The sequence below is a fragment of the Lysobacter soyae genome (assembly GCF_019551435.1).
In the GTDB taxonomy this organism is placed as follows: Bacteria; Pseudomonadota; Gammaproteobacteria; order Xanthomonadales; family Xanthomonadaceae; genus Solilutibacter; species Solilutibacter soyae.
Map to the genome: position 1 here is coordinate 244414 of NZ_CP080544.1, position 24368 is coordinate 268781.

At 60.6% G+C, this 24368-nt stretch carries 18 protein-coding genes, 1 pseudogene and 1 riboswitch; of the genes and pseudogenes, 6 read left to right on the forward strand and 13 right to left on the reverse strand.

What is annotated here, in order from left to right:
• Positions 1–11 precede the first annotated feature (11 nt).
• Positions 12–2306 carry a TonB-dependent receptor gene (locus H8L67_RS01200; protein ID WP_220379988.1) on the reverse strand — a complete coding sequence of 765 codons (2295 nt, stop codon included), beginning with the start codon at positions 2304–2306 and terminating at the stop codon, positions 12–14.
• A gap of 139 nt (positions 2307–2445) precedes the next feature.
• Here H8L67_RS01200 and H8L67_RS01205 point away from each other — a divergent pair, with 139 nt between their 5' ends.
• Positions 2446–3849, forward strand: coding sequence for a GntP family permease (locus H8L67_RS01205; protein WP_220379989.1), 1404 nt, complete (start codon positions 2446–2448; stop codon positions 3847–3849).
• Here the strand turns inward: H8L67_RS01205 and H8L67_RS01210 are convergent.
• On the reverse strand, positions 3833–5329 hold the full coding sequence (locus tag H8L67_RS01210; protein ID WP_220379990.1) for a YifB family Mg chelatase-like AAA ATPase: 1497 nt from the start codon (positions 5327–5329) through the stop codon (positions 3833–3835). The genes H8L67_RS01205 and H8L67_RS01210 overlap by 17 nt on opposite strands.
• Before the next feature lie 14 nt (positions 5330–5343).
• The gene (gene ubiK, locus H8L67_RS01215) at positions 5344–5616 is read right to left on the reverse strand and encodes a ubiquinone biosynthesis accessory factor UbiK (RefSeq protein ID WP_220379991.1); all 273 of its coding nucleotides are present in this window, start codon (positions 5614–5616) and stop codon (positions 5344–5346) included.
• A gap of 127 nt (positions 5617–5743) precedes the next feature.
• Here ubiK and H8L67_RS01220 point away from each other — a divergent pair, with 127 nt between their 5' ends.
• The gene (locus H8L67_RS01220) at positions 5744–6082 is read left to right on the forward strand and encodes a P-II family nitrogen regulator (protein ID WP_220379992.1); all 339 of its coding nucleotides are present in this window, start codon (positions 5744–5746) and stop codon (positions 6080–6082) included.
• On the opposite strand, the gene H8L67_RS01225 is transcribed toward H8L67_RS01220, so the two are convergent.
• Together H8L67_RS01225 and speE are read right to left on the reverse strand one after the other, a co-directional pair.
• Complete coding sequence (locus tag H8L67_RS01225; RefSeq protein ID WP_220379993.1) at positions 6079–8016, reverse strand: GGDEF domain-containing protein; 1938 nt, start codon at positions 8014–8016, stop codon at positions 6079–6081. The genes H8L67_RS01220 and H8L67_RS01225 overlap by 4 nt on opposite strands.
• Before the next feature lie 81 nt (positions 8017–8097).
• A complete protein-coding gene (speE, locus tag H8L67_RS01230; RefSeq protein ID WP_220380675.1) occupies positions 8098–8946 on the reverse strand; it encodes a polyamine aminopropyltransferase in 849 nt (282 codons plus the stop codon).
• 142 nt (positions 8947–9088) lie between these two features.
• Between speE and speA the strand changes: the two genes are divergently transcribed.
• Positions 9089–10978, forward strand: coding sequence for an arginine decarboxylase (speA, locus tag H8L67_RS01235; RefSeq protein WP_220379994.1), 1890 nt, complete (start codon positions 9089–9091; stop codon positions 10976–10978).
• Positions 10979–10984: 6 nt separating this feature from the next.
• Here speA and H8L67_RS01240 read toward each other — a convergent pair whose 3' ends face one another.
• Genes H8L67_RS01240 through radC form a run of 4 tightly spaced genes read right to left on the reverse strand, consistent with a single transcriptional unit; the run spans position 10985 to position 14973 of the window.
• Positions 10985–11728: an SDR family NAD(P)-dependent oxidoreductase gene (locus H8L67_RS01240; RefSeq protein WP_220379995.1), complete on the reverse strand. Its 744-nt coding sequence runs from the start codon at positions 11726–11728 to the stop codon at positions 10985–10987.
• A gap of 23 nt (positions 11729–11751) precedes the next feature.
• Positions 11752–12564 carry an SPOR domain-containing protein gene (locus tag H8L67_RS01245; RefSeq protein ID WP_220379996.1) on the reverse strand — a complete coding sequence of 271 codons (813 nt, stop codon included), beginning with the start codon at positions 12562–12564 and terminating at the stop codon, positions 11752–11754.
• The gene (argS, locus tag H8L67_RS01250) at positions 12565–14253 is read right to left on the reverse strand and encodes an arginine--tRNA ligase (protein WP_220379997.1); all 1689 of its coding nucleotides are present in this window, start codon (positions 14251–14253) and stop codon (positions 12565–12567) included.
• Positions 14254–14298: 45 nt separating this feature from the next.
• Positions 14299–14973, reverse strand: a complete 675-nt coding sequence (gene radC / locus H8L67_RS01255) for a RadC family protein (RefSeq protein WP_434063439.1) — start codon at positions 14971–14973, stop codon at positions 14299–14301.
• 114 nt (positions 14974–15087) lie between these two features.
• Between radC and coaBC the strand changes: the two are divergent.
• The 3 genes and pseudogenes from coaBC to H8L67_RS10365 all read left to right on the forward strand — a co-directional run bounded on the left by coaBC (position 15088) and on the right by H8L67_RS10365 (position 19112).
• Positions 15088–16299 (forward strand): annotated as a pseudogene (gene coaBC / locus H8L67_RS01260) (bifunctional phosphopantothenoylcysteine decarboxylase/phosphopantothenate--cysteine ligase CoaBC).
• Entirely contained in the window at positions 16296–16757 is a 462-nt protein-coding gene (dut, locus tag H8L67_RS01265) for a dUTP diphosphatase (RefSeq protein ID WP_220379999.1), read from the forward strand. The pseudogene coaBC and the gene dut overlap by 4 nt, the downstream one beginning before the upstream one ends.
• 12 nt (positions 16758–16769) lie before the next feature.
• Positions 16770–19112, forward strand: coding sequence for a phosphomannomutase/phosphoglucomutase (locus H8L67_RS10365; RefSeq protein ID WP_305068563.1), 2343 nt, complete (start codon positions 16770–16772; stop codon positions 19110–19112).
• 45 nt (positions 19113–19157) lie between these two features.
• Here H8L67_RS10365 and H8L67_RS01275 read toward each other — a convergent pair whose 3' ends face one another.
• From H8L67_RS01275 to pyrE, 4 genes are all read right to left on the reverse strand, one after another.
• Positions 19158–20171 (reverse strand): ribonucleotide-diphosphate reductase subunit beta, encoded by a 1014-nt coding sequence (locus H8L67_RS01275; protein WP_220380000.1) that lies wholly within the window; start codon positions 20169–20171, stop codon positions 19158–19160.
• The gene (locus tag H8L67_RS01280) at positions 20168–22570 is read right to left on the reverse strand and encodes a ribonucleoside-diphosphate reductase subunit alpha (protein ID WP_220380001.1); all 2403 of its coding nucleotides are present in this window, start codon (positions 22568–22570) and stop codon (positions 20168–20170) included. The genes H8L67_RS01275 and H8L67_RS01280 overlap by 4 nt, the downstream gene beginning before the upstream one ends.
• A 166-nt stretch (positions 22571–22736) precedes the next feature.
• Positions 22737–22940, reverse strand: a riboswitch (cobalamin riboswitch).
• Between the two features lie 41 nt (positions 22941–22981).
• Positions 22982–23632, reverse strand: coding sequence for a hypothetical protein (locus H8L67_RS01285; RefSeq protein ID WP_220380002.1), 651 nt, complete (start codon positions 23630–23632; stop codon positions 22982–22984).
• A gap of 15 nt (positions 23633–23647) precedes the next feature.
• Positions 23648–24310, reverse strand: a complete 663-nt coding sequence (pyrE, locus tag H8L67_RS01290) for an orotate phosphoribosyltransferase (RefSeq protein WP_220380003.1) — start codon at positions 24308–24310, stop codon at positions 23648–23650.
• Positions 24311–24368: the final 58 nt, after the last annotated feature.

Here is a 24368-nt window from a genome sequence, read left to right on the forward strand (position 1 = left end):
TGCAAGACCAATCAGAAGTTATAGCGCACGCTGACATAGCCGTTGACCGGTGCACCGTAGTACACGGTTTGGATGTTGCCGACGCTCGAGAACTCCTGGCCTTCAGTCTTGTACATGCGATCGCCCAAGTTGCGGACGCCGGCGCGCACTTGCCAAGTGTAATCGGCGGAATCCCAAGAGGCGAACGCACCGAACAAGGTGTAACCGCCTTGCGACAAGGCCGGACGGTTGTCCACCGACAACCAAGTACGGCTGCGATAGGACGCATCGCTGCCGAAGGTCAGGCCGCCGGATGCGCCGAGGTCAAAGGTGTGTTGCAGGGCGAGACGCGCGGTCAGCTTCGGCGAGAACGGCACATGATCGTGTAGGTTTGCCAAAGCCGGATTGACCTGCGTGATCGGATCGTTGAACTCGCCGTAGCGTGCATGCATCCAACCGATTTGCGTGGACACCACGGTGTTCTTGTCTTGGCCGAGTAGCGCTTTGCCTTCCAATTCGAGACCATCGACCTTCATCGACGCGGCGTTCAATACCGGGAACGAGAACGTGGCCGAGCCCGGTGCGGTGTGTTCCGAAACGCGTGCTTGGAAGTCCTTGTAGTCGCTGTGGAATGCGGCGATGTTGGCCGAGAAGCGACGATCGGCACTTTGCATTTTCAGGCCGGCTTCATAGGTCCAGACATATTCCGGATTGAAGACGGCATGGTCGGCGTCGAACTTGTTGTTGGCGCGACCGTTGAAGCCGCCCGACTTGAAGCCGCGATTGGCCGAAACATACGCGGTCAGGTCGTCACTGAAGGCCTTGGTAATGGACAAGGAGGGCGTGACGGCACTCCACGATTGACTGCGATCGTTGATGTCGGCGGTGCGGTCGCGGCCGCTCAACGCGCTAAACGGCGCGCCGTAGAACACGCTGGTGGTGCGGCTGTAGGTCTTCGTTTCACGCGTATAGCGGATGCCTGCGGCCAAGGCCCAAGTCGGCGCGAATTTCCAATCCACATTGGCGAAGACTGCGCTGCTCTTGTTATGCAGATCGTCGTCGATGGTGCGGGTGAAGGTCATCGGCCTGCCGAGGAAACGCAAATAGTCGTCGGCATAGGCTTCCTGATGCGACGGCACTTTTTCGTCCAAGTGGTAGGCGCCGACGATGGCGTTCACGGTATCGCTGCTGTATTGCAGTTGCAGTTCTTGGCTCCATTGCTTCTGATCGATGGACACCAGCACATCGCCGAGCTCAAAGCGCGATGCGTCGATATCGATATAGGAATCGGTCTTCAGCTTGCGATAGGCACTGATGCTCTTGAGCGCCCATGCCGGCGACAGGTTCCAAGTCAAGTTGAGCGAGGCACCGGAATGCGTCATCTTCTGACCCTTGTCCGGAGAGAACGAGGTGCTGGCACGATAGTCATAGGTCGGCGGCACCGGTTGCAACACCGCCACGGTGCTGGTGGCGAGGTCGACGGCGGTCAACGGCGCCGTGGGATGGCCCATGGTCAGCGGTGCATCCTGCTTGGTGTAATCCAATGACAACGTGGCATTGAAGGTATCGCTCGGGCGGAAGGCAAGTTTGGCGCGCACGGCTTTGGTGTCGTCGCCGTTGTATTCCTTGCCGTTGCGCGGGTCACGCACGTAGCCGTCATTCTTCATGACGCCGCCGGCGATGCTCGCCGCGAAGGTGTCACTCAGCTTGCCGGCCATGTAGAAACGACCTTCCAAGCGACCGAAGCTGCCCGCCGTCATTTCCACCGAACGCACGGCATCAACGAACGGGTCTTTGGTTGAAATCTTGATGGCACCGCCGGTCGAATTCTTGCCGTACAAAGTGCCTTGCGGGCCGCGCAGCACTTCGACTTGGCCGACATCGAACAAGGAGAACAGCGCGCCGTTGATCCGCGAGTAGTACACGTCATCGACATACATGCCGACGCCCGGGTCGAAGGTTTGCAGCGCATCCGGTTGGCCGACGCCGCGAATGAACACGTTGACGGAGTTGGCCGAACCACGGCCTTGCACGATGTTCATGTTCGGTACCGCGCCTTGCAGGCCGCTGACATCGGAGGCTTGCAAATCTTTCAGGCCGTCTTCGCTGAAGGCACTGACGGCGACGGGGACGTCCTTGGCAGTTTCCGCACGGCGGCGGGCGGTGACCGTCACCGCGTTGAGCGTGTTCTTGGACTCCGCCTCTTTCTTGGCGGTTTCGTTGGTGGCAGTCGCGGTGGTCGACGAGGATTGATCCTGGGCGAGGACGGGCTGTGCGGTTGCGGTGATCGCCAGCGCGATCGCGATACTCAAATGTGTTGCTTTCATGGATTCCCCCTCAGGGTCGAAATACGTACCCGCTGATCATCCGCCTGCCGCGGCGCACGGCGCATCGTACTTTCGGACAAGGGCAGCGGCAGGGCCGCACTGCCAAACTGCGTGACAGTTCCCATTCTCCGAGGCCGCCATGGCTTTCCTGATCGTGCTGGCCGCCCTGGTCTTCCTGATGTTTGTCGCTTATCGGGGCTACAGCGTCATCCTGTTCGCACCGGTCGCCGCGCTCGGCGCCGTGTTGCTGACCGACCCGAGCTTGGTCGCGCCGATGTTCAGCGGCCTGTTCATGGACAAAATGGTCGGCTTCTTGAAGAACTATTTTCCCGTGTTCCTGCTCGGGGCGATTTTCGGAAAAGTGATTGAACTGTCCGGGTTCTCAAGGTCGATCGTGGCGGCGACGATCCGGGTGGTCGGCGCGAGCCGTGCCATGTTGGCGATCGTGCTGGTTTGTGCATTGCTTACCTACGGCGGTGTGTCGCTGTTCGTCGTGGTCTTCGCCGTGTACCCATTTGCGGCCGAACTGTTCCGCCAAGGCGATATTCCGAAACGGCTGATTCCGGGCACGATCGCACTTGGCGCGTTTACGTTCACCATGGACGCGCTGCCCGGCACACCGCAAATTCAAAACATCATCCCGACGACTTTCTTCAAGACCAACACCTGGGCGGCGCCGTGGTTGGGCACGGTGGGCGCGGTCTTCATTTTGCTGGTCGGCATGCTGTATCTCGAGTGGCGGCGCCGAAGTGCGCTCGCCGCAGGCGAGGGATATGCCACCAAGACACCTTTGCGCAATGAGCCGGCCGAGTTCACCGGTGGCGCTTTGGCACACCCCTTGATTGCCTTGCTGCCGTTGCTGGTGGTCGGGGTCGCCAACAAAGTCTTGACCGTGGTGATTCCGAATCTCTACGGAGAATCGACCAGTTTTATTCCTGCCGTTATCGGCGCGCCCGCGCCGGTTGTGCAGGAAGTGTCCAAGATTGCCGCGATCTGGGCGGTGGAGGGTGCGTTGTTGTTGGGCATCGCCACCGTATTTGTCTTCGCAGGGAAAACCGTGATCCAGCGCTTTGCCGAAGGCAGCAAGGACGCCATCGGCGGCGCAATGTTGTCGGCGATGAACACTGCGAGTGAATACGGTTTCGGTGCGGTCATTGCCGCGTTGCCCGGCTTCCTCTTGTTCGCCGAAACGCTGCGCAAGATTCCGGATCCGTTGGTCAACGAAGCGGTGACCGTGACCGCGCTGGCGGGCATCACCGGCTCCGCCTCAGGCGGCATGAGCATCGCGTTGGCGGCGATGGCCGATACCTTCATCCGCAACGCCGAAGCCGCGGGAATTCCATTGGAAGTTTTCCACCGCGTCGCGGCGATGGCTTCGGGCGGCATGGACACGCTGCCGCACAACGGCGCGGTGATCACCTTGTTGGCGGTCACTGGCCTCACCCACCGGGAAGCCTACAAAGACATTTTTGCCATCACGATTGTCAAAACCCTGGCGGTGTTTTTGATCATTGCAACTTTCTATCTCACTGGATGGGTCTGAACGACAACGCTTCCATCCAGTGCGCCTGCGTGATGTGATCGGTGCCGGCCAAATCGGCAATCGTGCGCGCCACCCGAATCACGCGGTGGCTCGCGCGCGCCGATAGCCGCAAACGTTCGCCCGCTGCGTGGAAACCCGGGGCGTCTGCCATTTGCGCTGTGCAATGGTGCGTGAGTGCGTCCCCTTGCAGGCGGGCGTTCGGAAATCCCTGTCGTTGCAATTGAAGATCGCGTGACCGGATGACTCGGGCACGAATGTCCGCGCTGGATTCACCGCGAGCGTGCGCGCCATGCAGTTCAGCCGCGCTGATGCGCGACAACGACACGTGCAGATCAATCCGATCCAACAAAGGACCTGAGACTTTCGCGCGGTAGCGTGCGATGGCATCCGGCATGCAGGCGCAACGTTGCGACGGATCGCCGGCATGGCCGCAGGGACAGGGATTCATGGCCGCAATCAATTGAAAGCGCGCCGGATAGGTCAATTGTTTGGATGCGCGCGCGATGTGCACCACGCCTGACTCCAACGGTTCACGCAGGCATTGCAGGGCATGGCGGCTCCATTCGGTGAACTCGTCCAAGAACAACACGCCGTTGTGCGCCAGCGATACTTCGCCGGGGCGGGGATCGCTGCCCCCGCCGATCAGCGCCACCGCACTTGCCGTGTGGTGGGGCGAGCGGAACGGGCGCCGTCGCCACGGTGCGCTGGGGTCGGCATGGCTGGACAAGGACGCGATCGCCGCGGTCTCCAAAGCTTCGGCATCGCTGGCGAGCGGCATGATCCCCGGCAGCCGCGCGGCCAGCATGCTTTTGCCACAGCCCGGTGGGCCGGCAAAGAGCACATGGTGTTCACCCGCGGCAGCAATTTCCAATGCGCGTCGCGCCGACCATTGCCCGTGCACATCGGCCATGTCCGCGAACGTGTTGTCATCTCCGCTGACGCAGCGCGCAGGCAAGGCCGGTGCCGGTGCGTTGCGTTTGAGTTGATCGACCAGCGCGCGCAAATCGGTTGCAGTGCGAATATCGGCCACTTCACAGAGCGCGGCCTCAACGGCGTTGGCGCTCGGCACCACCAACTGCCGTTTGGATTGGACGCTGGCCAATGCCGCAGGCAACACGCCCCGTATCGGTTTTAGATCGCCGGTCAGTCCGAGCTCGCCCATGAACTCGCGCCCGCGCAAGCACTTCTCCGGCAGCTGACCGGAGGCCACCAAAATGCCCAAGGCAATCGGCAGGTCAAAGGCGCCGCCTTGTTTGGGCAAATCGGCCGGCGCAAGATTGACCGTGATGGCGCGCGCCGGAAAGTCGAACTGCGCACTGGCGAAGGCGGCGCGCACACGATCTTTGGATTCGCGTACCGCCGCCTCGGGCAGGCCGACGATGGACATGCGCGGCAAACCGCCGCCCAAATGCACTTCGACGGCCACTTCAGGCGCACGCACCCCCAAGCGCGCACGACTGTGCACGACGGCCAAAGCCATGATGGCGGGCGACCTTAGTGGGCGAAATTCTGGGTGTTGGCGTCGTCGTCGCCGCGTTCGATTTCGGCCAGGCGGCGCTCGAGCATCTCGATCTTTTCGCGCGTGCGCAGCAACACCGCGCGCTGCACTTCAAACTCTTCGCGCGTCACGAGGTCCAGCTTCGCCAAGCCGGATTGCAACACCGCTTTGAAGTTTTGCTGCAGTTCTTCACGGTTCTCGCGCACTCCCGGCGGCAACAAATTGCCGAGGCGGCGGGCGAGGTCATCCAATTGGCTGAAGTCGATCATGGGTGTGTCCTTTCGATGGGTGTGTGCTCATCCTGCGTCGCGCCCATGGCGAACACAGTAGGCGAAATGCCCGAGCACGCATCGGGTGTTTCCGATTAAGCTTGCAACAGCATAAAGGAGCCCCGCGATGAAAATGGTGATGGCCATCATCAAGCCGTTCAAACTCGATGACGTGCGCGAAGCGCTCGCGGACGTCGGCGTGGCCGGCATCACGGTGACGGAAGTGAAGGGTTTCGGTCGGCAAAAAGGTCACACCGAGCTCTATCGCGGCGCGGAATACGTCGTCGATTTCCTGCCCAAGCTGAAATTGGAAGTCGCCGTGGCCGGCGATCAAGTCGAAGCCGTCACCGAAGCGATCATGCAAAGCGCCGGCACCGGAAAAATCGGCGATGGCAAGATTTTCGTCTGGGATCTCGAACGGGTGGTGCGCATTCGCACCGGCGAATTGGACGGCGACGCGCTCTAAACCGCTCGCGGGGCGGCCTCAACGCGATCACGCCCATTCTGTTTGGCGGCGTACAGCGCGCGATCGGCACGTTCAATCCACTGATCCCGGGTTTCGCCTTTCACGTATTGCGCGACGCCGACACTGACGGTGATTTTCAAATTCGGGTCAATCGCGCCCAACTGCATGTTGGCTGCGGCTTGACGCAAACGATTGCCAACCGCAACGGCGGTGCCGAGATCGACGCCGGGGCACAAGGCCAAAAATTCCTCGCCGCCGAAACGTCCAAGCAAGTCGTTTGAGCGCATGGTGTCGCTCCACACCCGCGTGACCTCCTTCAACACGATGTCGCCGACCAGATGACCGTAGGTGTCGTTGATCACTTTGAAATGATCGAGGTCGAGAATCAGCAAACTGAGCGGCGCACCTGAAGCATCGGCTTGGCTCATATGCGTTTGGGCGAAATGTTCCATGCGATTGCGGTTGGCGAGCCGCGTTAACGGATCCTGATGCGCCAAGACATTCAATTTCCGACCGCGCCGCCACTGCCGCCAGGCAAACATGCCGACCAAAACCAACGACACCAATGTCGCCACCAGCGCCAAGCCCTGCCAACGTCGCGCCGTCTGCAGCACGGAAAGTTGTCGTTCCTGTGCCAAGCGGTTTATGCGCAGCTCCCGCGTTTCGAACGCCTGAGATTGAATCTCGTACTCCTGCCGGAGCAAGGTGCTCTGCTCGATCAACATTTTTTTGTGCAGGCGTGCCTCGATCGCCATGTACTGCTTAAACGTTTCGAGTGCCGCCTGCGGCTGTCCTTGGTCCGCCAACAAGTCGGCCTTGGCTTTCAGCGCCAATGCGGTCAGGCGGTCGTTCTTGAGGGCTTGGAAATCTTTCAGTGCAGCGTCCAAGGCGTAGCTCGCCGCATTCAGTTGACCCATTCCCGCCAAGCCGACCCCTTCGACGTAACGCGACATCGCCACGTCGCGACGCGCGGCCGGATCTTCCACTTTCAACAGGGCACGGGCCTGACGCGCGGCGGCCAAGCCCTCGGCCCACTCACTGTTACGTACTTGTGCATAGCCCAAACCGATCAAGGCGGCGCCTTCAATATTCGGGTCTTTGGCGCGGCGCGCCTCGAGTAGCGCTTGCCGCAAAGCGGCCTTTGCGGCTGCGGAATCGCCCGCTTCGATTTTCACGAAGCCCAGCTGGATGTTGACGTAAGCTAGCTCGCGCGGATTGTCGGCCGTGCGCCAATGCGGCAACGCTGCGACCAAGGTCGCTTCTGCACCGGCCAGATCGCCCATGCGTCGGCGCGCGATGGCTTCACCGACCGCCATGTTCGGCAGCGCACCGGGGATGCCGGCGCGTGCGAAGGCGGCGCGTGCACGTTGATAGTCGAGCAGGGCTTCTGCGATGTCGCCGCGCACAGAATTGACGTCGGCACGAAGCGCCAAGGCGCGCGCCTTTTGATAGGGCGATTCAAGCGCGTTGAAACGCGCAATGACGCCGTCCAAGGCAATGCTATCCAAGGTATCGCCTTGAAGCCCAAGCTCGCAGAGACGGAACATGTTTTCGGCAATGGGCATCTTGGCGTGCGTCGCGCGTTCGATGCCGCTGGCAATGTAGGTGGCCGATTCTTGCGCACCTGAAAACGCGAAGTACGGGCAGCGCTCGGCATCGATCACGATCTTGCGTTTTGAAGTGCGCCGCGATCCGGCGAACCGGGTTTCAATCGCGGAGAGTTGCCGCAAATATTCCTCGGGGGGCAGGTTCTCCTGCTCGGCCTGATGAAACTCGAACAAGGCCTGCTCGAAATTTGCGGTCGAGGAGATCTGCGTCGCCACTTTGGGCGGCGTCACTGCCCCTGTGGTCGCGCCAACTGCGGGCATCGACAACCAGAGCAGCGCCAACCATTGCGCAGCTCGGGCAGCGGAACTCGAAAGTAGCAAGCGCACCAGCATCCGATCAGTATGCCGCGCAGCCTGTATGGGTCGTGGGAAGCCGGCCCGCCGAAAAGATCCGGCGGGCGCGTTCGTTCAGGCTTTCAATGCGTCCGCCACGAAGGGCGGCAGATGGCGCGCACCGATGTGGATGTCAGCGGTGTAGTAACGCGTATCAAACGCTTTGGCGCGTGCGTCCGCCTCGCGGAAATCGAAACCGCCGGACTTGCGCGCCATCGTCACGCTCCACCAGCCGGTCGGATAGCAAGGCTGCGGGAAGGGCAGGGTTTCAAACGTGGTGAAACCGGCCTTGCCCATCTCGACGCGCATCTCTTTGATCAAATCCAGAAGTGCCAACGGCGATTCGGATTGTTGGACGAGAATGCCGTCGTCTTTCAGCGCACGGGCGCAATCGGCAAAAAATGCGGCGTTGAACAGCCCTTCGGCCGGACCGACGGGATCGGTGGAATCGACGATGACGATGTCGACGCTGCCGGGTTCGCAATTTTTCATGTAGGCGAGGCCGTCGTCCCACAGGATGTCGGCGCGCGCATCACCGTTGGATTCGCATAGCTCGGGGAAATACTTTTCCGCCATGCGCGTGACTTGCTCGTCGATGTCGCATTGCGTGGCTTTCTCCACGCCCGGATGCTTCAAGACTTCACGCAAGGTGCCGCAGTCGCCGCCGCCGATGATCACCACGCGCTTGGGCGCCGGATGGGTGAACAACACGGGGTGCGCAATCATCTCGTGATAGAAAAAATTGTCGCGCGTGGTCAGCATCATCGCGCCGTCAATCAGCATCAGATTGCCCCAGTCGGTCGATTCGTAGATCTCGATCTTCTGAAATGGCGATTGCACTTCATCGAGCTTGCCTTTGATGCGGAAGCCGATGGCCGAGCCGGTGGGTTCGAAGGGTTCGTAGTGCCAATCGTTGGGAGTCATCTCTTCAGCCATGCGTTTGCGAGTTGAAGCGCGGATTGTAGCGGAGCGCAGGTGGCGTCCGGGTGCAGACACGGCGCAACGTTTCGCGAATGCGCGGCACCGTAGAATGGCGGCAGTCTTTCCCTCGTTTTGGATTCGCCGCATGTCCGCTTGGAACCTTGAAGCCGCCCGCAAGACCTACTCCATACCGCATTGGTCTGAAGGGTATTTCGACGTGGACGGCGATGGCCGCGTTGTCGTCTCGCCACTGGGCGCCGAGGGCCCGAAAATCGCGCTGGCCGAGGCGGTAAATCGCGCCTTGCAGGGCGGCGCGCATTTGCCGGTGCTGGTGCGGTTTCCCGACATCCTGGGCCACCGTCTTGCCAAGCTGCAGGGCGCGTTCGCGCAAGCCCAGCAGGATTGGGACTATCGCGGTGGCTATACCGCGGTGTACCCGATCAAGGTCAACCAACACGCGGGCGTCGCCGGCACCTTGGCCAGCCATCATGGCGAAGGCTTCGGCCTCGAGGCCGGTTCCAAACCCGAACTGATGGCGGTGTTGGCCTTGTCGCGTCCGGGCGGCTTGATCGTCTGCAACGGTTACAAGGATCGCGAATACATCCGCCTGGCCTTGATCGGCCGCAAGCTCGGGCTGCAAACCTACATCGTCATCGAGAAGCCGTCAGAACTGAAATTGGTGCTGGAAGAATCCAAGAACCTCGGCGTCAAACCGGGCTTGGGTGTGCGCATGCGCCTGGCGTCGCTGGGCGCGGGCAAGTGGCAGAACTCCGGCGGCGACAAAGCCAAGTTCGGCTTGAATCCGCGTCAGGTTTTGGACCTTTGGAAATCGCTGCGCGACGCCGAGCTCGGCGATTGCCTGGAATTGCTGCACTTCCATATGGGTTCGCAAATTTCCAATGTGCGTGATATCGCCAACGGCATGCGCGAAGCCACGCGCTACTTCGTCGAATTGTCGAAGTTGGGTGCGAAGATCAGCCACGTCGACGTGGGCGGCGGTCTCGGCATCGACTACGAAGGCACGCGCTCGCGCAGTTACAACTCGGTGAACTATGGCGTGCATCACTATGCCTCGAGCATCGTTCAACCCTTGGCGCAAGCCTGCGAACAGAACGATCTGCCGCCGCCGCGCATCGTGACCGAATGCGGTCGCGCCATGACCGCCCACCACGCCGTGTTGGTGGCCAACGTGAGCGAAGTCGAGCAGGCGCCGGAAGGCCGCGTGCCGCCGCACAATGAGGACGAGTCTCAGCCGGTGCGCGATTTGCGCGAGCTGCACGCCGAGTTGGCTGAACGTCCGGCGGTTGAAGTGTTCCATGAAGCCACCCAGGCACATGCCGAAGGCTTGTCGCTGTATGCGCTGGGACAGATTGATCTGGTGCAACGTGCGCGCATTGATGATTTGTTCTATGCCATCGCGCACGCGGTGAAATCGCGTTTGACATATGACGAAAAGAGCCATCGTGACTTGCTTGATGAGTTGAACGAGCGTTTGGTCGACAAGTACTTCGTCAACTTCAGCGTGTTTGAATCCATGCCGGATGTCTGGGCGATCGACCAAGTCTTTCCGATCGTGCCGATCGAGCGCTTGAACGAAGCACCGACACGGCGCGGCATCATCGCCGACCTGACGTGTGATTCGGACGGCAAGATCGATGTCTACGTCGAAAACGAAGATCTGGATACGTCGTTGCCGCTGCACGAGCTGCGCAAAGGCGAAAGCTACCGTCTGGGCTTCTTCCTGGTCGGCGCCTATCAGGAAATTCTCGGCGACATCCACAACTTGTTCGGCGACACCGATGCCATCGAGGTCAAAGTGCACGAAGGCGAATGCCGCGTGACCCAGCAACGTCGTGGCGACACGACCGACGTGATGCTCGACTACGTCGGCTACAAGCTGGATGACCTGCGGCGAATCTATCGTGCCCGTGTGGGCGCGGTGGACTTGAGCAAGTCGGAAGCCGATCGCTTGAATGCCGCATTGGAGTCGGGTCTGACGGCCTACACCTACTTGGACGACACGCCGCTGGACTGAGGCGGCTTAGCCCCGGTGGATCTGGAATCCGGCAAAGCTCTGGCTCACCGGCATCACTTCCAAGCGGTTGATATTCAAGTGCGGCGGCAGTTGCGATAGCCACCACACTTGATCGGCGATGTCCTTGCCGACGATCGGTGCGGCGTCTTTGTACAGGGTGTCTGACGCCGCTTGGTCACCGCCGTTGCGGACCAGGGTGAATTCGGTTTCGGCAAGGCCGGGCTCGATGCTGGTGACGCGCACGCCTGTACCGTGCAGGTCGGATCGCAGACCCAACGAGAATTGCGATACGAAGGCTTTGGTGCCGCCGTACACATTGCCGCCGGTGTAGGGGTAGGTTGCGGCAATCGAGCTGATGTTGACGATGAGCGCCTTGCTGTCGATCAACGACGGCAGCAAGGCATGGGTCAATGTCACCAAACCGGTGATATTGGTGTCGATCATCTGTTTCCACTGCGCGAGCTCGGCGCGCTGCGCGGGTGAAGTGCCCAATGCCAAACCGGCATTGTTCACCAGCACCGCGATGCGTTTGAAGCCTTCGGGGAGGGCCGCCACGAAACCGGCAATCGCGGTCTCATCGCGCATGTCCACAACGGCCGTGTGCACCGCGTCGCCCCATTGCGATTTAAGCGCCGCCAAGCGATCGGCGCGGCGGCCCGTGGCAATGACTTGCCAGCCTTCAGACAGAAATTTTTCGGCGATCGCTTGGCCGAAGCCCGACGTCGCGCCGGTGACGCATAAAGTGTTCATGGCTAACTCCGGCGCGTTTTGACTTACTTGGCCTTGATCGGAATGGCGCTCAAACCGCCATTGCCCAGTTTTGTTTTCGCGGCAGAGAGCTCGCTCGCGGTGGCGTAAGGCCCCATGCGGACGCGGAACATGGTCTTGCCGTTGATCGTGGCTTCCTCGACGCGGGCGTTGAGACCCAGCAGTGCAACCTTGGCCTTCAACTCGTCGGCTTGCGACGCTTGGCCGAACGCACCGGCTTGCAGGATGTAAGGCGTCGATGTATTCGGCGAGACGGTTTTCGCCGTCGTCGTCTTGGCGACTTCAGTCGTCTTCGGCTTTTCGGTCGCAGTCGTCGGCTTCGCGGCGGGCACGGCCGGCGCCGATGCTGGCGTTGTGGAGGCTGTGGCGGTGTCGATGGGTTCCGGCAAAGCGGCAGCGCCGGTGTCCGCGGCCGCAGCGTCGGCATTCGCGGCGGAGGCGTCGGTTTTTTCTTTTTCGGCCTTCGCCATGGCCGCCAATTGCGCGTCGGTCAGTTTGACTTCATCGCCCGGCAACATGTCGTAGAACGAATAGTTCGGGTCCGCCGCGTTTTTATCGGCCGCCGATTTCTTTGCAGTGGCTTGTGCGTCCGGCGTCATTTCCGCCTCGTCGCCACTGCTGGAAATCGGCTGCGCGTCGGGGTTGGGTTGGGGCTTGAAGAAACCGCCCTCGTCCTTGTTCATGAAACGGGGCACGAACAAGAACAACAAGGCGGCGATCAGTGCGCCGATCAGCAACCAAGCCCAGCCGGGCATCCCGGCGTTGCGGTTGCTGTTGTAGTTGCGACGGGCCGGTTGGCGACCACGGTTCTGTGCCATTTACATCTTCTCCGGGGCAGACATGCCCAACAAATCCAAACCATTCTTCAATACTTGCGCAGTGGCTGTGCACAAAGCGAGACGCGCGTTGCGCTCCGCTTCATCTGCCACCAGTACGGGTCGCGCATGGTACGCGGTGTGGAACGCGGTGGCCAGTTCACGCAAGTATTGCGCGACGGTATGCGGTTCCAACTGAATGCCGGCGTTCTGCACCACCTCGGCAAAACGTGACAATTCCATCATCAGGCTCAACGACGCTTCGTCGTCGATCACGCCCAACTGCGCGAGTCCCTGTGCGAGGTCGACACTGAAACCCTTCTCGGCAGCTTGTCGCAACAAACTGTTGACCCGCGCATGCGCGTATTGCACGTAATACACGGGGTTGTCGTTGGATTGGGTCTTGGCAAGGTCGATATCGAAGACCAGTTGCGAGTCCGGCTTGCGTGCCACGAGGAACCAGCGCGTCGCATCGCGACCCACTTCTTCAATCAAGTCGCGCAAGGTCAAATAGCTGCCGGCGCGTTTGGAGAGTTTCACCTCTTCACCGCCGCGCATGACGGTCACCATCTGGTGCAACACATATTCGGGATAACCCGCCGGGATGCCCGATTCCAAGGCCTGCAAGCCGGCTTTAACCCGCGCCAGCGAGCCATGGTGGTCGGCGCCGAGTTCGGTCACCGCGCGCTCGTAGCCGCGTTGCCATTTGCTCAAGTGGTAGGCGACATCCGGGACGAAGTAGGTGTAGGTGCCATCTGACTTGCGCATGACACGGTCTTTGTCGTCGCCGAAGTCGGTCGTGCGAAGCCACAACGCGCCGCCTTCCTCGTAGGTATGCCCGCCGGCCTTGAGTCGTTCGACGGTTTCCTCGACCTTGCCATCCGAGTACAGCGACGACTCCAGGAAGTAACGGTCGAAGCTGACCCCGAACGCGGCCAAGTCGGCATTTTGTTCCAAGCGCAACGCCGCAACGGCAAAGGCGCGAATGGCATCGAGATCATCGGCGTCATTTTTGCCGCTGACGGTTTTGCCTTCGACCGTGACCGACTCGCCGGCCAAATAGGCGTTTGCGACATCGGCGATGTAATCACCGTTGTACGCCGCTTCCGGCCAATTCGCGTCGCCGGGCTTCAAGCCCTTCGCCCGCATTTGTACCGACAACGCGAGGTTTTCGATTTGCACGCCGGCGTCGTTGTAATAGAACTCGCGCGCCACATTCCAGCCATTGGCCTGCAAGACGCGCGCGATGCAGTCGCCAATGGCCGCAGCCCGACCGTGACCGACATGCAACGGACCGGTGGGATTGGCCGACACATATTCCACACCGACCGTGTGACCGTTGCCCGAGGTGTTGTGGCCGAACGCGGCGCCGCGCGCATGGACATCACGCACCACCTCACGCCAGGCATCGGCGGAGACATGGAAATTGATGAAACCCGGCCCGGCGATGTCGACGCGATCGACCAAGCCGCCTTCGGGCAAGGCTTCGATCAAGGCGCTGGCCAGTTGACGCGGATTGCCCCGTGCGGCCTTGGCCAACACCATCGCGGCATTGGTCGAAAAATCGCCATGGCTTCGATCCTTCGGGCGCTCGATCACGAATTCCGGGATGACGGCATCCGCGGGCAAAGTACCGGCTTCAACGAGGGATTGGATGGCCTTCTCGACGAGGGCGCGCAGCTGGGATTTCACAGGTCTGTCGGCGTTTTGGGAGAGAACGCCATTGTACCGGAGCGCTCACACCCAACCTCTGGCCGCGAGCGAGACCGGCGGCCCGTCACCGATCACGAAATGATCGAGCAGGCGAATATCGACCAAGGCCAAGGACTGCTTCAAGCGTTGGGTGACGGCGCGGTCGGCGGCACTTGGCTCGCTATGTCCGCTGGGATGATTGTGGCCGACCATCACCGCCGCAGCGTTGCATTCGAGCGCACGCCGGACGATCTCCCGCGGGTGAACTTCAGCGCCGTCAATGGTGCCCCGAAACATTTCTTCGAATTGGATGGCCCGATGGCGGGTATCGAGGAACAAGACCGCGAAGACTTCGTGCGGCGAAGCGCGCAGGCGACTGCTGAAATAGCGCGCCGCCGATGCCGGATCGGTGAGTGCGTCGCCACGCGCGAGCATCGCGGCCTGATGACGGTTGCCAAGCTCAAGGGCGGCCCCAAGCAAGGCGGCACGGGCAGGCCCCAAGCCCTTGAGGTGCTGCAAGCTTGCCGCCGGTTTGTCGAGCAAGCCGCGGATGCCGCCGCAGGCCAGTAACAAGGCGCGCGCGCCCGATACCGCATCTTCGCCACGCGCGCCGCTGCCGATGAATAGCGCCAACAATTCGGCATCTGACAACGTCATGGCGCCGCGCTTCAACAGCTTTTCGCGTGGACGCTCTTCCACAGGCCAATCTCGGATATGCACGGGTTGCCGCTCCATTTCAATGGCATCAGTGTGGTGTCCGCGCCGCGTCCTCACAGTCGGCTGCCTGCGCCGCTTCGGGTAAGCTGTTACCTCGATTCCAGTGGGATTTTCCCGATGCAAGACAGTGGCGCCGATCAAGCCAAGCGGATTCTGCTGTGTGTCTGCGGTGGCATCGCGGCCTACAAAACCCCAAGCCTCGTCCGCCGTTTTCGCGAACGCGGTGCGGAAGTGCAAGTGGCGATGACGGACAACGCCCACCAGTTCATTGGTGAGACCGCACTGCAGGCGGTTTCAGGCCGCACAGTGCGCCACTCGTTGTGGGATTCGAACGCGGAAGCCGCCATGGGGCACATCGAGCTTGCACGGTGGGCCGACTGCATCGTGATCGCCCCCGCCACCGCCAACACCCTGGCCAAACTTGCCTGGGGCATGGCCGACGATTTGGTCACGACCCTGTGTCTCGCCTCGACCGCGCCGCTGCACATCGCACCGGCGATGAACCATCGGATGTGGTTGCACGCTGCCACGCAAAGCAATGTTCAAACCTTGACGTCCCGCGGCGCACAGATCGTCGGGCCCGACAATGGCGACATGGCCTGCGGTGAACACGGGCCGGGGCGCATGGTCGAACCCGAGACCTTGGTTGACGCCGTCATGGGCGCGAGTCGGTAAACGCGTATGCACGCCGCACGATGGGTCATTTCTGCCGGCCCCACTTATGAGGATCTGGATCCGGTGCGATTCATCGGCAACCGCAGCAGCGGCAAGATGGGTTTTGCCGTGGCTGAGGCGGCGCGCGACGCCGGCTTCGAGGTTGTCTTGATCGCGGGTCCGGTGCATCTTGAAACACCGGATGATGTCACGCGTATTGATGTCAGAAGCGCGGCCGACATGCACGCCGCGGTGATGGGTGCCTTGCCTGCGGATGTCTATATCGGTGCGGCCGCAGTGGCCGACTTCACGCCCGCGCACGTGGCTGAAAACAAAATCAAGAAACAACCCGACACCACCGGCCTGACGATTGAACTGACGCGCACGCGCGATATTTTGGCCGAGGTCGCCGTGCATACGTTGCGACCGCGCGTCGTGGTCGGCTTTGCCGCCGAAACGCAAGATGTCGTTCAATATGCGCGCGGCAAACTCGAACGCAAACATCTCGACATGATTTGCGCCAACCGCGTCGGCGTGGCGGGCAGCGGTTTCGAGTCAGACCGGAACACCTTGCAATTGGTTTGGGCCGACGGTGAGGTCACCTTGGGTCCCAACAGCAAACATGCCATCGCCCGCCGTCTTGTCCAACATATCCAGGAAATTTTTCCGAAATGAGTCCGCATCGCCTTCAAGTCAAAATCCTGGATTCCCGTTTCGGCAGCGAGTGGCCTTTGCCGGAATACGCGACGTCTGCGAGCGCGGCCTTGGACTTGCGTGCGGCCGTGCCTTCGTCGATCACCTTGCAGCCGGGTCAAACCGAGCTGCTGCCGTCGGGTTTGAGCATTTATGTCGAAGACCCCGGCTTGTGCGCAGTCATCCTGCCGCGATCCGGTCTCGGTCACAAACACGGCATCGTTCTCGGCAACGGCACTGGTCTCATCGATGCGGATTACCAAGGCCCGCTGATGATCAGCATCTGGAATCGCGGCAGCGAGGCTTTTACGATAGAACCGGGCGATCGTATCGCCCAATTGGTGGTACTTCCGATCGTCCGTGTGACACTGGACGTGGTGGAGACATTTGACGCGAGCGGACGCGGGGAAGGTGGCTTCGGCCACACGGGCGTGCGCTGACAAGGACTATTCATGGCGAACTTGAAATTGAACATGGGCAAAGCCGGCGGTGATTCGGCAAAAACGGTGCTGGGCGTGTTGCTGCTCGGACTCGGCGGCTTTCTGCTTTGGCAAGGCATCAGTCAAAAGCAGCAAGGCGACCGCTTGGGCAATGTCGGCAATCTGCGCAACGGGGTGGTGACGGCCTTACGCCCGGTGCTGAAGAAAGCTGTGACCGCGGCAGAGAAAGCGGCGCATGCGCCCGCCGTGGAATCCGCATTGGCGGCCGGAGATCGTGCCGCGGCTTCACGCGCCTTCGCAAGCGCGTGGCCTGAGGCCAGTGCCGCGGAAGTGCTATCGCCCGATCTCGAACCCTTGTACGCCGGTTTGCCGGCGAGCGGGTACGGCCGTACCGCTCTGGCCGAATCCGTCATCAACAGCAAGAAAACCGATTTGTCCTTCGTCAAAGTCGGCAGCGCCACGGTGCTCGCCGTGGGTGTGCCGTTGAGCAACGGCGACGTGGCACTGGCGCATGTACCTGCAGCGCCGGCCTTGGCGGTCGTCACTGGCACGCAAACCGATGGCAGCTACGTCGCGCTGCTTCAGGGTCGTTCGACATTGGCGAGTGCCGGTGATGCGAGCATCGCCGACAAAGCCAGTGGAGAAAGCACCGACGTCGAAGGGACGCATCTGAAAGTATTGGGCGTGGCCGGTGAGGTTGCGCCGGGCGTGCTCGGGCTCGGTACGTGGCCGTCGTTGATTCTTGGTTTGCTCGGATTGCTCGGCGGAATCGCCTTGCTGATGGCCCAAGCAAAACGCCGAAAGGCAGCGGCCGAGGCGCGCGCAGCCGAGGTGCCCGAAGAAGACTCCGGTGCTGTGAAAACTGCAGACGGCAGCACGGTGACCGTTTCCGATTTGGTTGACCAACGTTTGCAAGCCAATCAGGCCGCGCGCGCCGCACGCGAACAATCACTGCGTGAGATCGCTGCTGTACGTGCCGCTTCGGGCGTCGACAAGAGCATCTTCCGCGCTTACGACATTCGCGGTGTGGTCGGCGACACATTGTCCAAAGAGGTGGCGCACAAGATCGGGCAGGCCATCGGCAGCTTGATGCATGAAAAAGGCTTGAAAGACATCGTGGTCGGACGTGATGGCCGCTTGTCGGGCCCGGACATGGTGGAAGGTCTCACGGCGGGTCTGCGTGCGGCCGGCCGCAACGTCATCGACATCGGCATGGCGCCGACGCCGGTGGTGTATTTCGGCGCATACGAACTGCGTACCGGAACTTGCGTGGCAGTCACCGGCAGCCATAATCCGCCGGATTACAACGGCTTCAAAATCGTTGTCGGCGGCACCACCCTCTCGGGGGAGGCCATCACCGATTTGTACACGCGCATCAGCGAAGAACGACTGCATCAAGCGGGTCAGGAAGGCACGCTCGAGTCGCGTGACATCAACCCAGCCTACATCGAACGTATCGCTTCAGATATTCAGCTTGAACGGCCTTTGCGCATTGTCGTCGATGCCGGCAATGGTGTTGCCGGCGAAGTCGGGCCGGCTGTGTTGGAGGCCATCGGTGCCACCGTCGAACGTCTGTACTGCGAGATTGACGGTCATTTCCCGAACCATCATCCCGACCCGAGCGAACCGCACAATCTCGAAGACCTTGTGGACATGGTCGCCCGACGCGATGCGGATCTCGGTGTGGCCTTCGACGGCGACGGTGATCGCTTGGGTGTGATCACGCGCGCCGGGCACAACATCTTCCCGGATCGCTTGTTGATGCTGTTCGCTGACGATGTCCTCAGCCGCAACCCGGGCGCAGTGATCGTCCACGACGTGAAGTGCACCGGCGCGATCGGTTCCTTCGTCATGGGGCGTGGCGGCAGCCCGATGATGTGGAAGACAGGGCATTCGTTGATCAAAGCCAAAATGAAGGAAGAGGAAGCCGAGCTCGCCGGTGAAATGAGCGGCCACTTCTTCTTCCAAGAGCGTTGGTACGGATTTGACGACGGCATCTACGCCGCGGCGCGCCTGCTCGAAATTCTGGCCCGACGTACCGAGAGTGCAGACGAAGTGTTCGCGGAAATTCCCGAAGGCATTTCCACGCCGGAAATCAAAGTGCCGGTCGAAGACCCGCATGCCTTTGTCGCGCGCTTCGCCCAGTTCAATGATTTCGATGGCGCAAAGCTGACCACGTTGGACGGCCTGCGCGCGGACTGGGTCGATGGTTGGGGCTTGGTGCGTGCATCCAATACCACGCCGATTCTGGTGTTGCGTTTTGAAGCCAAGAGCGAAGAACGCCTCGAAGAAATCAAAGGCATTTTCCGCGCCAAGTTGCTTGAAATTGATCCGGCATTGACGCTGACGTTCTAAGACAACGCACGCGCCCCGACACGGGGCGCGTGCTTGAAACGTGGATCAGAACGCCTGGTCGAACGCCACCTCGCCGCTAACCCCCACCTGATACGCCGACACGCGCCGCTCGAAGAAGTTGGTGAGCTCCTGCACGTCCTGCAGATCCATGAACGGGAAGGGATTGTGCGCATGGAAGTGTTTCGGCATACCGAGTTGCTGCAAACGCTGGTCGGCGCAGTACTCGAGGTAGGCGCGCATATCCCGCAACGACAAGCCGGCCACGCCGCCTGACAAGGTGTCTTCCGCAAAGGCGTACTCGCAGTCGACGGCTTCCTTCAGCATCTCGACCACGCGCGCCTGCAAATCCGCATCGAACAGGCCGGGTTCTTCGGCACGTACGGTGTCGATCACTTCAAACGCGAACGCCATGTGCGCACTCTCATCACGAAACACCCAGTTGGTGCCCGAGGCCAGCCCATGCAAGAGTCCGCGTGAGCGCAGGTAATACACATAGGCAAACGCACCGAAGAAGAACAGCCCTTCGATACAGGCGGCAAAGCACACCAGATTGAGCAAGAATGTCTGGCGCTGCTCACGTGTCTCGATGCGCTGCAAATCTTGCAGGCTGTTGATCCACTTGAAACAGAAGTCCGCTTTCTTGCGAATGGACGGAATCGTCTCGACAGCGGCGAACGCTTTGGCACGTGCCGCAGGATCGGGCAGATAGGTGTCGAGCAAGGTCAGATAGAACTGCACGTGCAGGGCTTCTTCATACAACTGCCGTGACAAGTACATCCGCGCTTCCGGTGCGTTGATGTGCTGGTAAAGATTCAGCACCAGGTTGTTGGCGACGATGGAATCGCCGGTGGCGAAAAATGCCACCAAACGTTCTATCAGGTGCCGCTCGGCCTCGCCGAATTTGTGCGCCAGATCTTTCACGTCCAAGGAGAAATCCACTTCCTCCACCGTCCAGGTGTTGCGGATGGCGCTGCGATACATCTCGTAGAACTTCGGGTAGCGCATCGGACGGAGGGTGAGCTCGAAACCCGGATCGAGCAGGTGTTTTCCAGCAGTCATTGGCAGGCCTCACAGGTTTCAGGATTTTCAAGCGAACAGGCGAGCGCCGCTTGATCGGAGACAGTGCCGGCCAAGGTGGTTTTGGCGATGCGGGTCGCCGGACGCGAACGCAGGTAGTAGGTCGTTTTGACGCCGCGCTTCCAGGCATACATGTACATCGACGACATCGCGCCGATGTTCGGATTTTCCATAAACAAATTGAGTGAGGCCGACTGATCAATGAATGCACCGCGGTCGGCGGCCATGTCGATCAAGCCGCGCATCGGCACTTCCCAAGTCGTCCGGTACACGTCTCGCAACACCTGCGGAATCGACGCGATCCCTTGAATCGAGCCTTCCGCATGTTTGATCGATTCACGCATTTCAGCGGTCCAAAGCCCCAGTTTCTTGAGCTCATCCACCAAGTAGCGGTTCACCTGCAGGAAGTCGCCGGACAAAGTTTCGCGCTTGAACAAATTGCTGGTTTGCGGTTCGACGCACTCGTAGCAGCCGGCAATGGAGGCGATGGTCGCGGTCGGGGCAATCGCAATCAGCAAGGAATTGCGCAAGCCATTCGCTTGAATCCTTGCCCGCAAGGCTTGCCAGCGTTCACTGTCGGCAGGCACCACACCCCAACTGTCGAATTGCAATTCACCGTAGGCGGCGCGCGTCTCGTTGAAATTCGGATGCGCACCGCGTTCGATGGCCAACTCGCAGGAAGTATCCAACGCATGGAAATAAATGGTTTCGGCGATACGTAGGGAAAGGGCGCGCGCCGCGTCCGAATCAAAGGGCAGGCGCAGCTTGAAGAACACATCCTGCAAACCCATCATGCCGAGCCCGACCGGCCGCCAGCGCAAGTTGCCGCGACGTGCGGATTCGATCGGGTAGAAATTCAAATCGATGACGCGATCCAGTTGCCGCACAGCTTGTTGCACCGTTTCGCCGAGCTTGTCGAAATCGAAATCGCCATGGGCGTCGAAATGGCGGGACAGATTGATCGAGCCCAAATTGCAGACCGCGGTTTCATCGGAAGAGGTGACCTCGAGAATCTCCGTGCACAAGTTGGACAGATGAATCACGTTGCCGGGCTTGGCCGTCTGATTGCTCTTGCGGTTGCAATGATCTTTGAAGGTCATCCAGCCATTGCCGGTTTGCGCCAGGGTCCGCATCATGCGCGCGTAGAGCTCACGCGCCGGCATTTGTTTTGCGAACTTGTTTTGCGCTTCCGCCTGCGTGTACGCGTGCTCGAAGTCCTGACCGAACAAGTCCACCAACTCGGGGGTCACGCGCGGGTCAAACAACGACCAAATGGCATCTTCTTCGACGCGCCGCATGAAGAGGTCCGGAATCCAGTTCGCCAGATTCAGGTTGTGCGTACGACGTGCTTCATCACCGGTGTTGTCGCGCAACTCCAAGAAAGATTCGATATCGGCATGCCAAGGTTCCAGATACACGCAGGCCGCACCTTTGCGCTTGCCGCCTTGATTCACTGCGGCAACCGAGGCATCGAGGGTTTTCAAGAACGGCACCACGCCGTTGGAATGGCCGTTGGTGGACCGGATCAAGGAACCGCTGGCGCGAACACGCGAGAACGAGACGCCGATGCCGCCGCTGAATTTGGAGAGCTGGGCGATGTCGCCGTATTTCGCGTAGATCGCCTCCAAGGTATCTTCCGGCGAATCGAGCAAGAAACAGCTCGACAATTGCTCGTGGCAGGTACCGCTGTTGAAGAGCGTGGGTGAGCTCGGAATGTATTCCAGGTTCGCCATCGTGTTGTACAGCGCAATGGCTTCGCCGGCGTCTTCGCTCAATGCGCACGCAATGCGCATGAAGAATTGTTGCGGTGTCTCAATCACCAACCGCAAATGCGGATGACGCAGCAAGTAACGGTCGTACAGCGTACGCAAACCGAAATACTCGAAATGCAAATTGCAGGCCGGATCAATCGCCGCATTCAATTTGCGCGCATTGGTTTGCACGAACTCCAGCAAACGATCGTTGATCAGACCGGTTTCGTGCCCGCGCATCACCGATTGCGAAAACGCGTGAATCTCTTGGCCGGTGACTTCCTTCTCGATCACCTCGGCGAGCAGGCGCGCAGCAAGCTTGCCGTACTCCGGCTCTTCACCCGTCAGCAGGGCCGCGGTGCGGATCGAGAGTTCGTCCAACTCGCGCGTCGTCGCGCCGTCATACAAACCGGAAATGGTGCGCGTCGCCACGCGCATGGGTTCAACTGCATGCAAGCCATCCGCCGCACGCGCGATGGCGCGCACAATCTTGTTGAGATCGACCAGTTCGGCGTGGCCGTTACGCTTGCGCACCCGCATGCCTGAGGCCGTCGGGGGCGGCGTCAGATCGAAAGCGGGATCGGGTGGTGAAACCGGTTCAAGTACGGCGTTTTCGTTGGTCTGTGTCATGCAATCCACTCCTGATTGATGCACGCGTTGTCGGCCCTCGCAGACAACAGACGGCAAGCAAGATTCAGGATGGACGGATGGTGTCGCAGAACCCAAGACGCCGGCGGCGCGTTCTGCTGCACCAGCCATCTCCCCCCGGAGACCTTGCGGCCGGCACCACGCGTTGTGCTTCGCGCGGCTGTCGGCAGGTCTTCGGGCTTATGGACACCGTCCGTATCAGGACGACCTACTTTCGCTGCTTCCCGGCGTCACAACACCAGTGCAATCTGCGATTTCGTTTCCAAGTACCGCTGCGGGGCAGCGCCGGATTCAAACCGGCTTCCCTTTTCATCCGTGGGGTGGCCACGGAACCGACACCCCCAAGATACAGGGGGTGTAGGAATTAGGCAACACAAGATGTGGCGGTTTTCTTTATTTCGACAAGGGAATCACCGGGCCGTCCAACGGCACCAGTTTGGCCTTGCGGTAACGCACGACAGCGGCTTGGTAATCGGTGTCGATCTTGTCTTTCTCGGCGCGCATCTGGTTGAGACTATTCATCGTGCTGATCAAGACATTGCGTTGGCTGGTCACCGCATCCGCTTGCGCCTTGCTCACCGGCTTGCCGCTCATTTCGGCCTCGGCCGCTTGCTGCAAAACCGCGATCAAGGCTTTGCGCTGGGTCGAGAGCGACGCTGTTGCGGCCATCACGCTGCCTTTGGAAATATCCAGCCGCAATTGATAAGCGCGATTCAAATCCTGCTCGCTCGGGTAGGACTCGGCCAAAGCCATCTGCTCGCGGGCCTCGCGAGCCTTCTCTTCATCGCTGCGGGTGCGGGCGGCGTTGGCTGCATCCGCTGCCGCACGTTCGGCCGGCGACAACACACGGCCTTGCGAATCAGTCATGACGCCTTGGGCGTTATAGACCTTTCGTGCGCTGTTTGCCGCACTTGCCGGCATGGCATCGCCGCACACCTGGCGGCCGCCCTCTTGCCAACAGGTCACCTTGCGCTCTTGTGCACCCACCGCGGCGGTCGCGCTTAAACACAGAACGGATATTGCTATAGCGTTTTGAAATTTCATGACTGGATCCCCCGATCAATTGCTGCCATAGCTTGAACGATACGCCAGCAATGCGTCGTGGTGTAGTTGAAGGGTGGCATCGTCAGCCGCAAAGGCGAGCAAGTCGGCGAGGGTCGCCACGGCGACCACAGGCACACCGGTGCTGTTGCGTACCGAATCGACGGCTGAAATCGGCTGCGCGGGATCGAGAATCTCCTGGCGGTCCAAGGCAATAACCACCCCTGCGACCGTGCCGCCCGCCGTCTCGATATGGCTGATGGCCTCACGGATCGCCGTGCCCGCGGTAATGACGTCATCGACGATCAAGACGCGTTTGCCCGCGACGGATGCGCCCATCAAGGTGCCGCCTTCGCCGTGCGTCTTCGCCTCTTTCCGGTTGAACGCCACGTCCAAATCGCGGCCGCGCCTTGCAAGTTCGCACGCGAGCGACGTGGACAGAGGAATCCCCTTGTAAGCAGGCCCGAACAGCATGTCGAATGCCACACCGTTTTCGGCCAACGCATCCGCATAACATTCAGCCAGCGCCAGCAACGAGGCGCCCGTGTTGAATTGCCCGGCGTTGAAGAAGTAGGGACTGCTGCGACCCGATTTCAAAGTGAACGCGCCGAATCGCAATGCGTCCATGCGCATCGCCAGTTCGAGAAAGCGACGTCGGGTTGCCGGAAGTGCCGGATTCATGCGTTGTGTCCACCGTTCATTAGACGCATCAATGATACGGAATTTGCTTGCTATCATC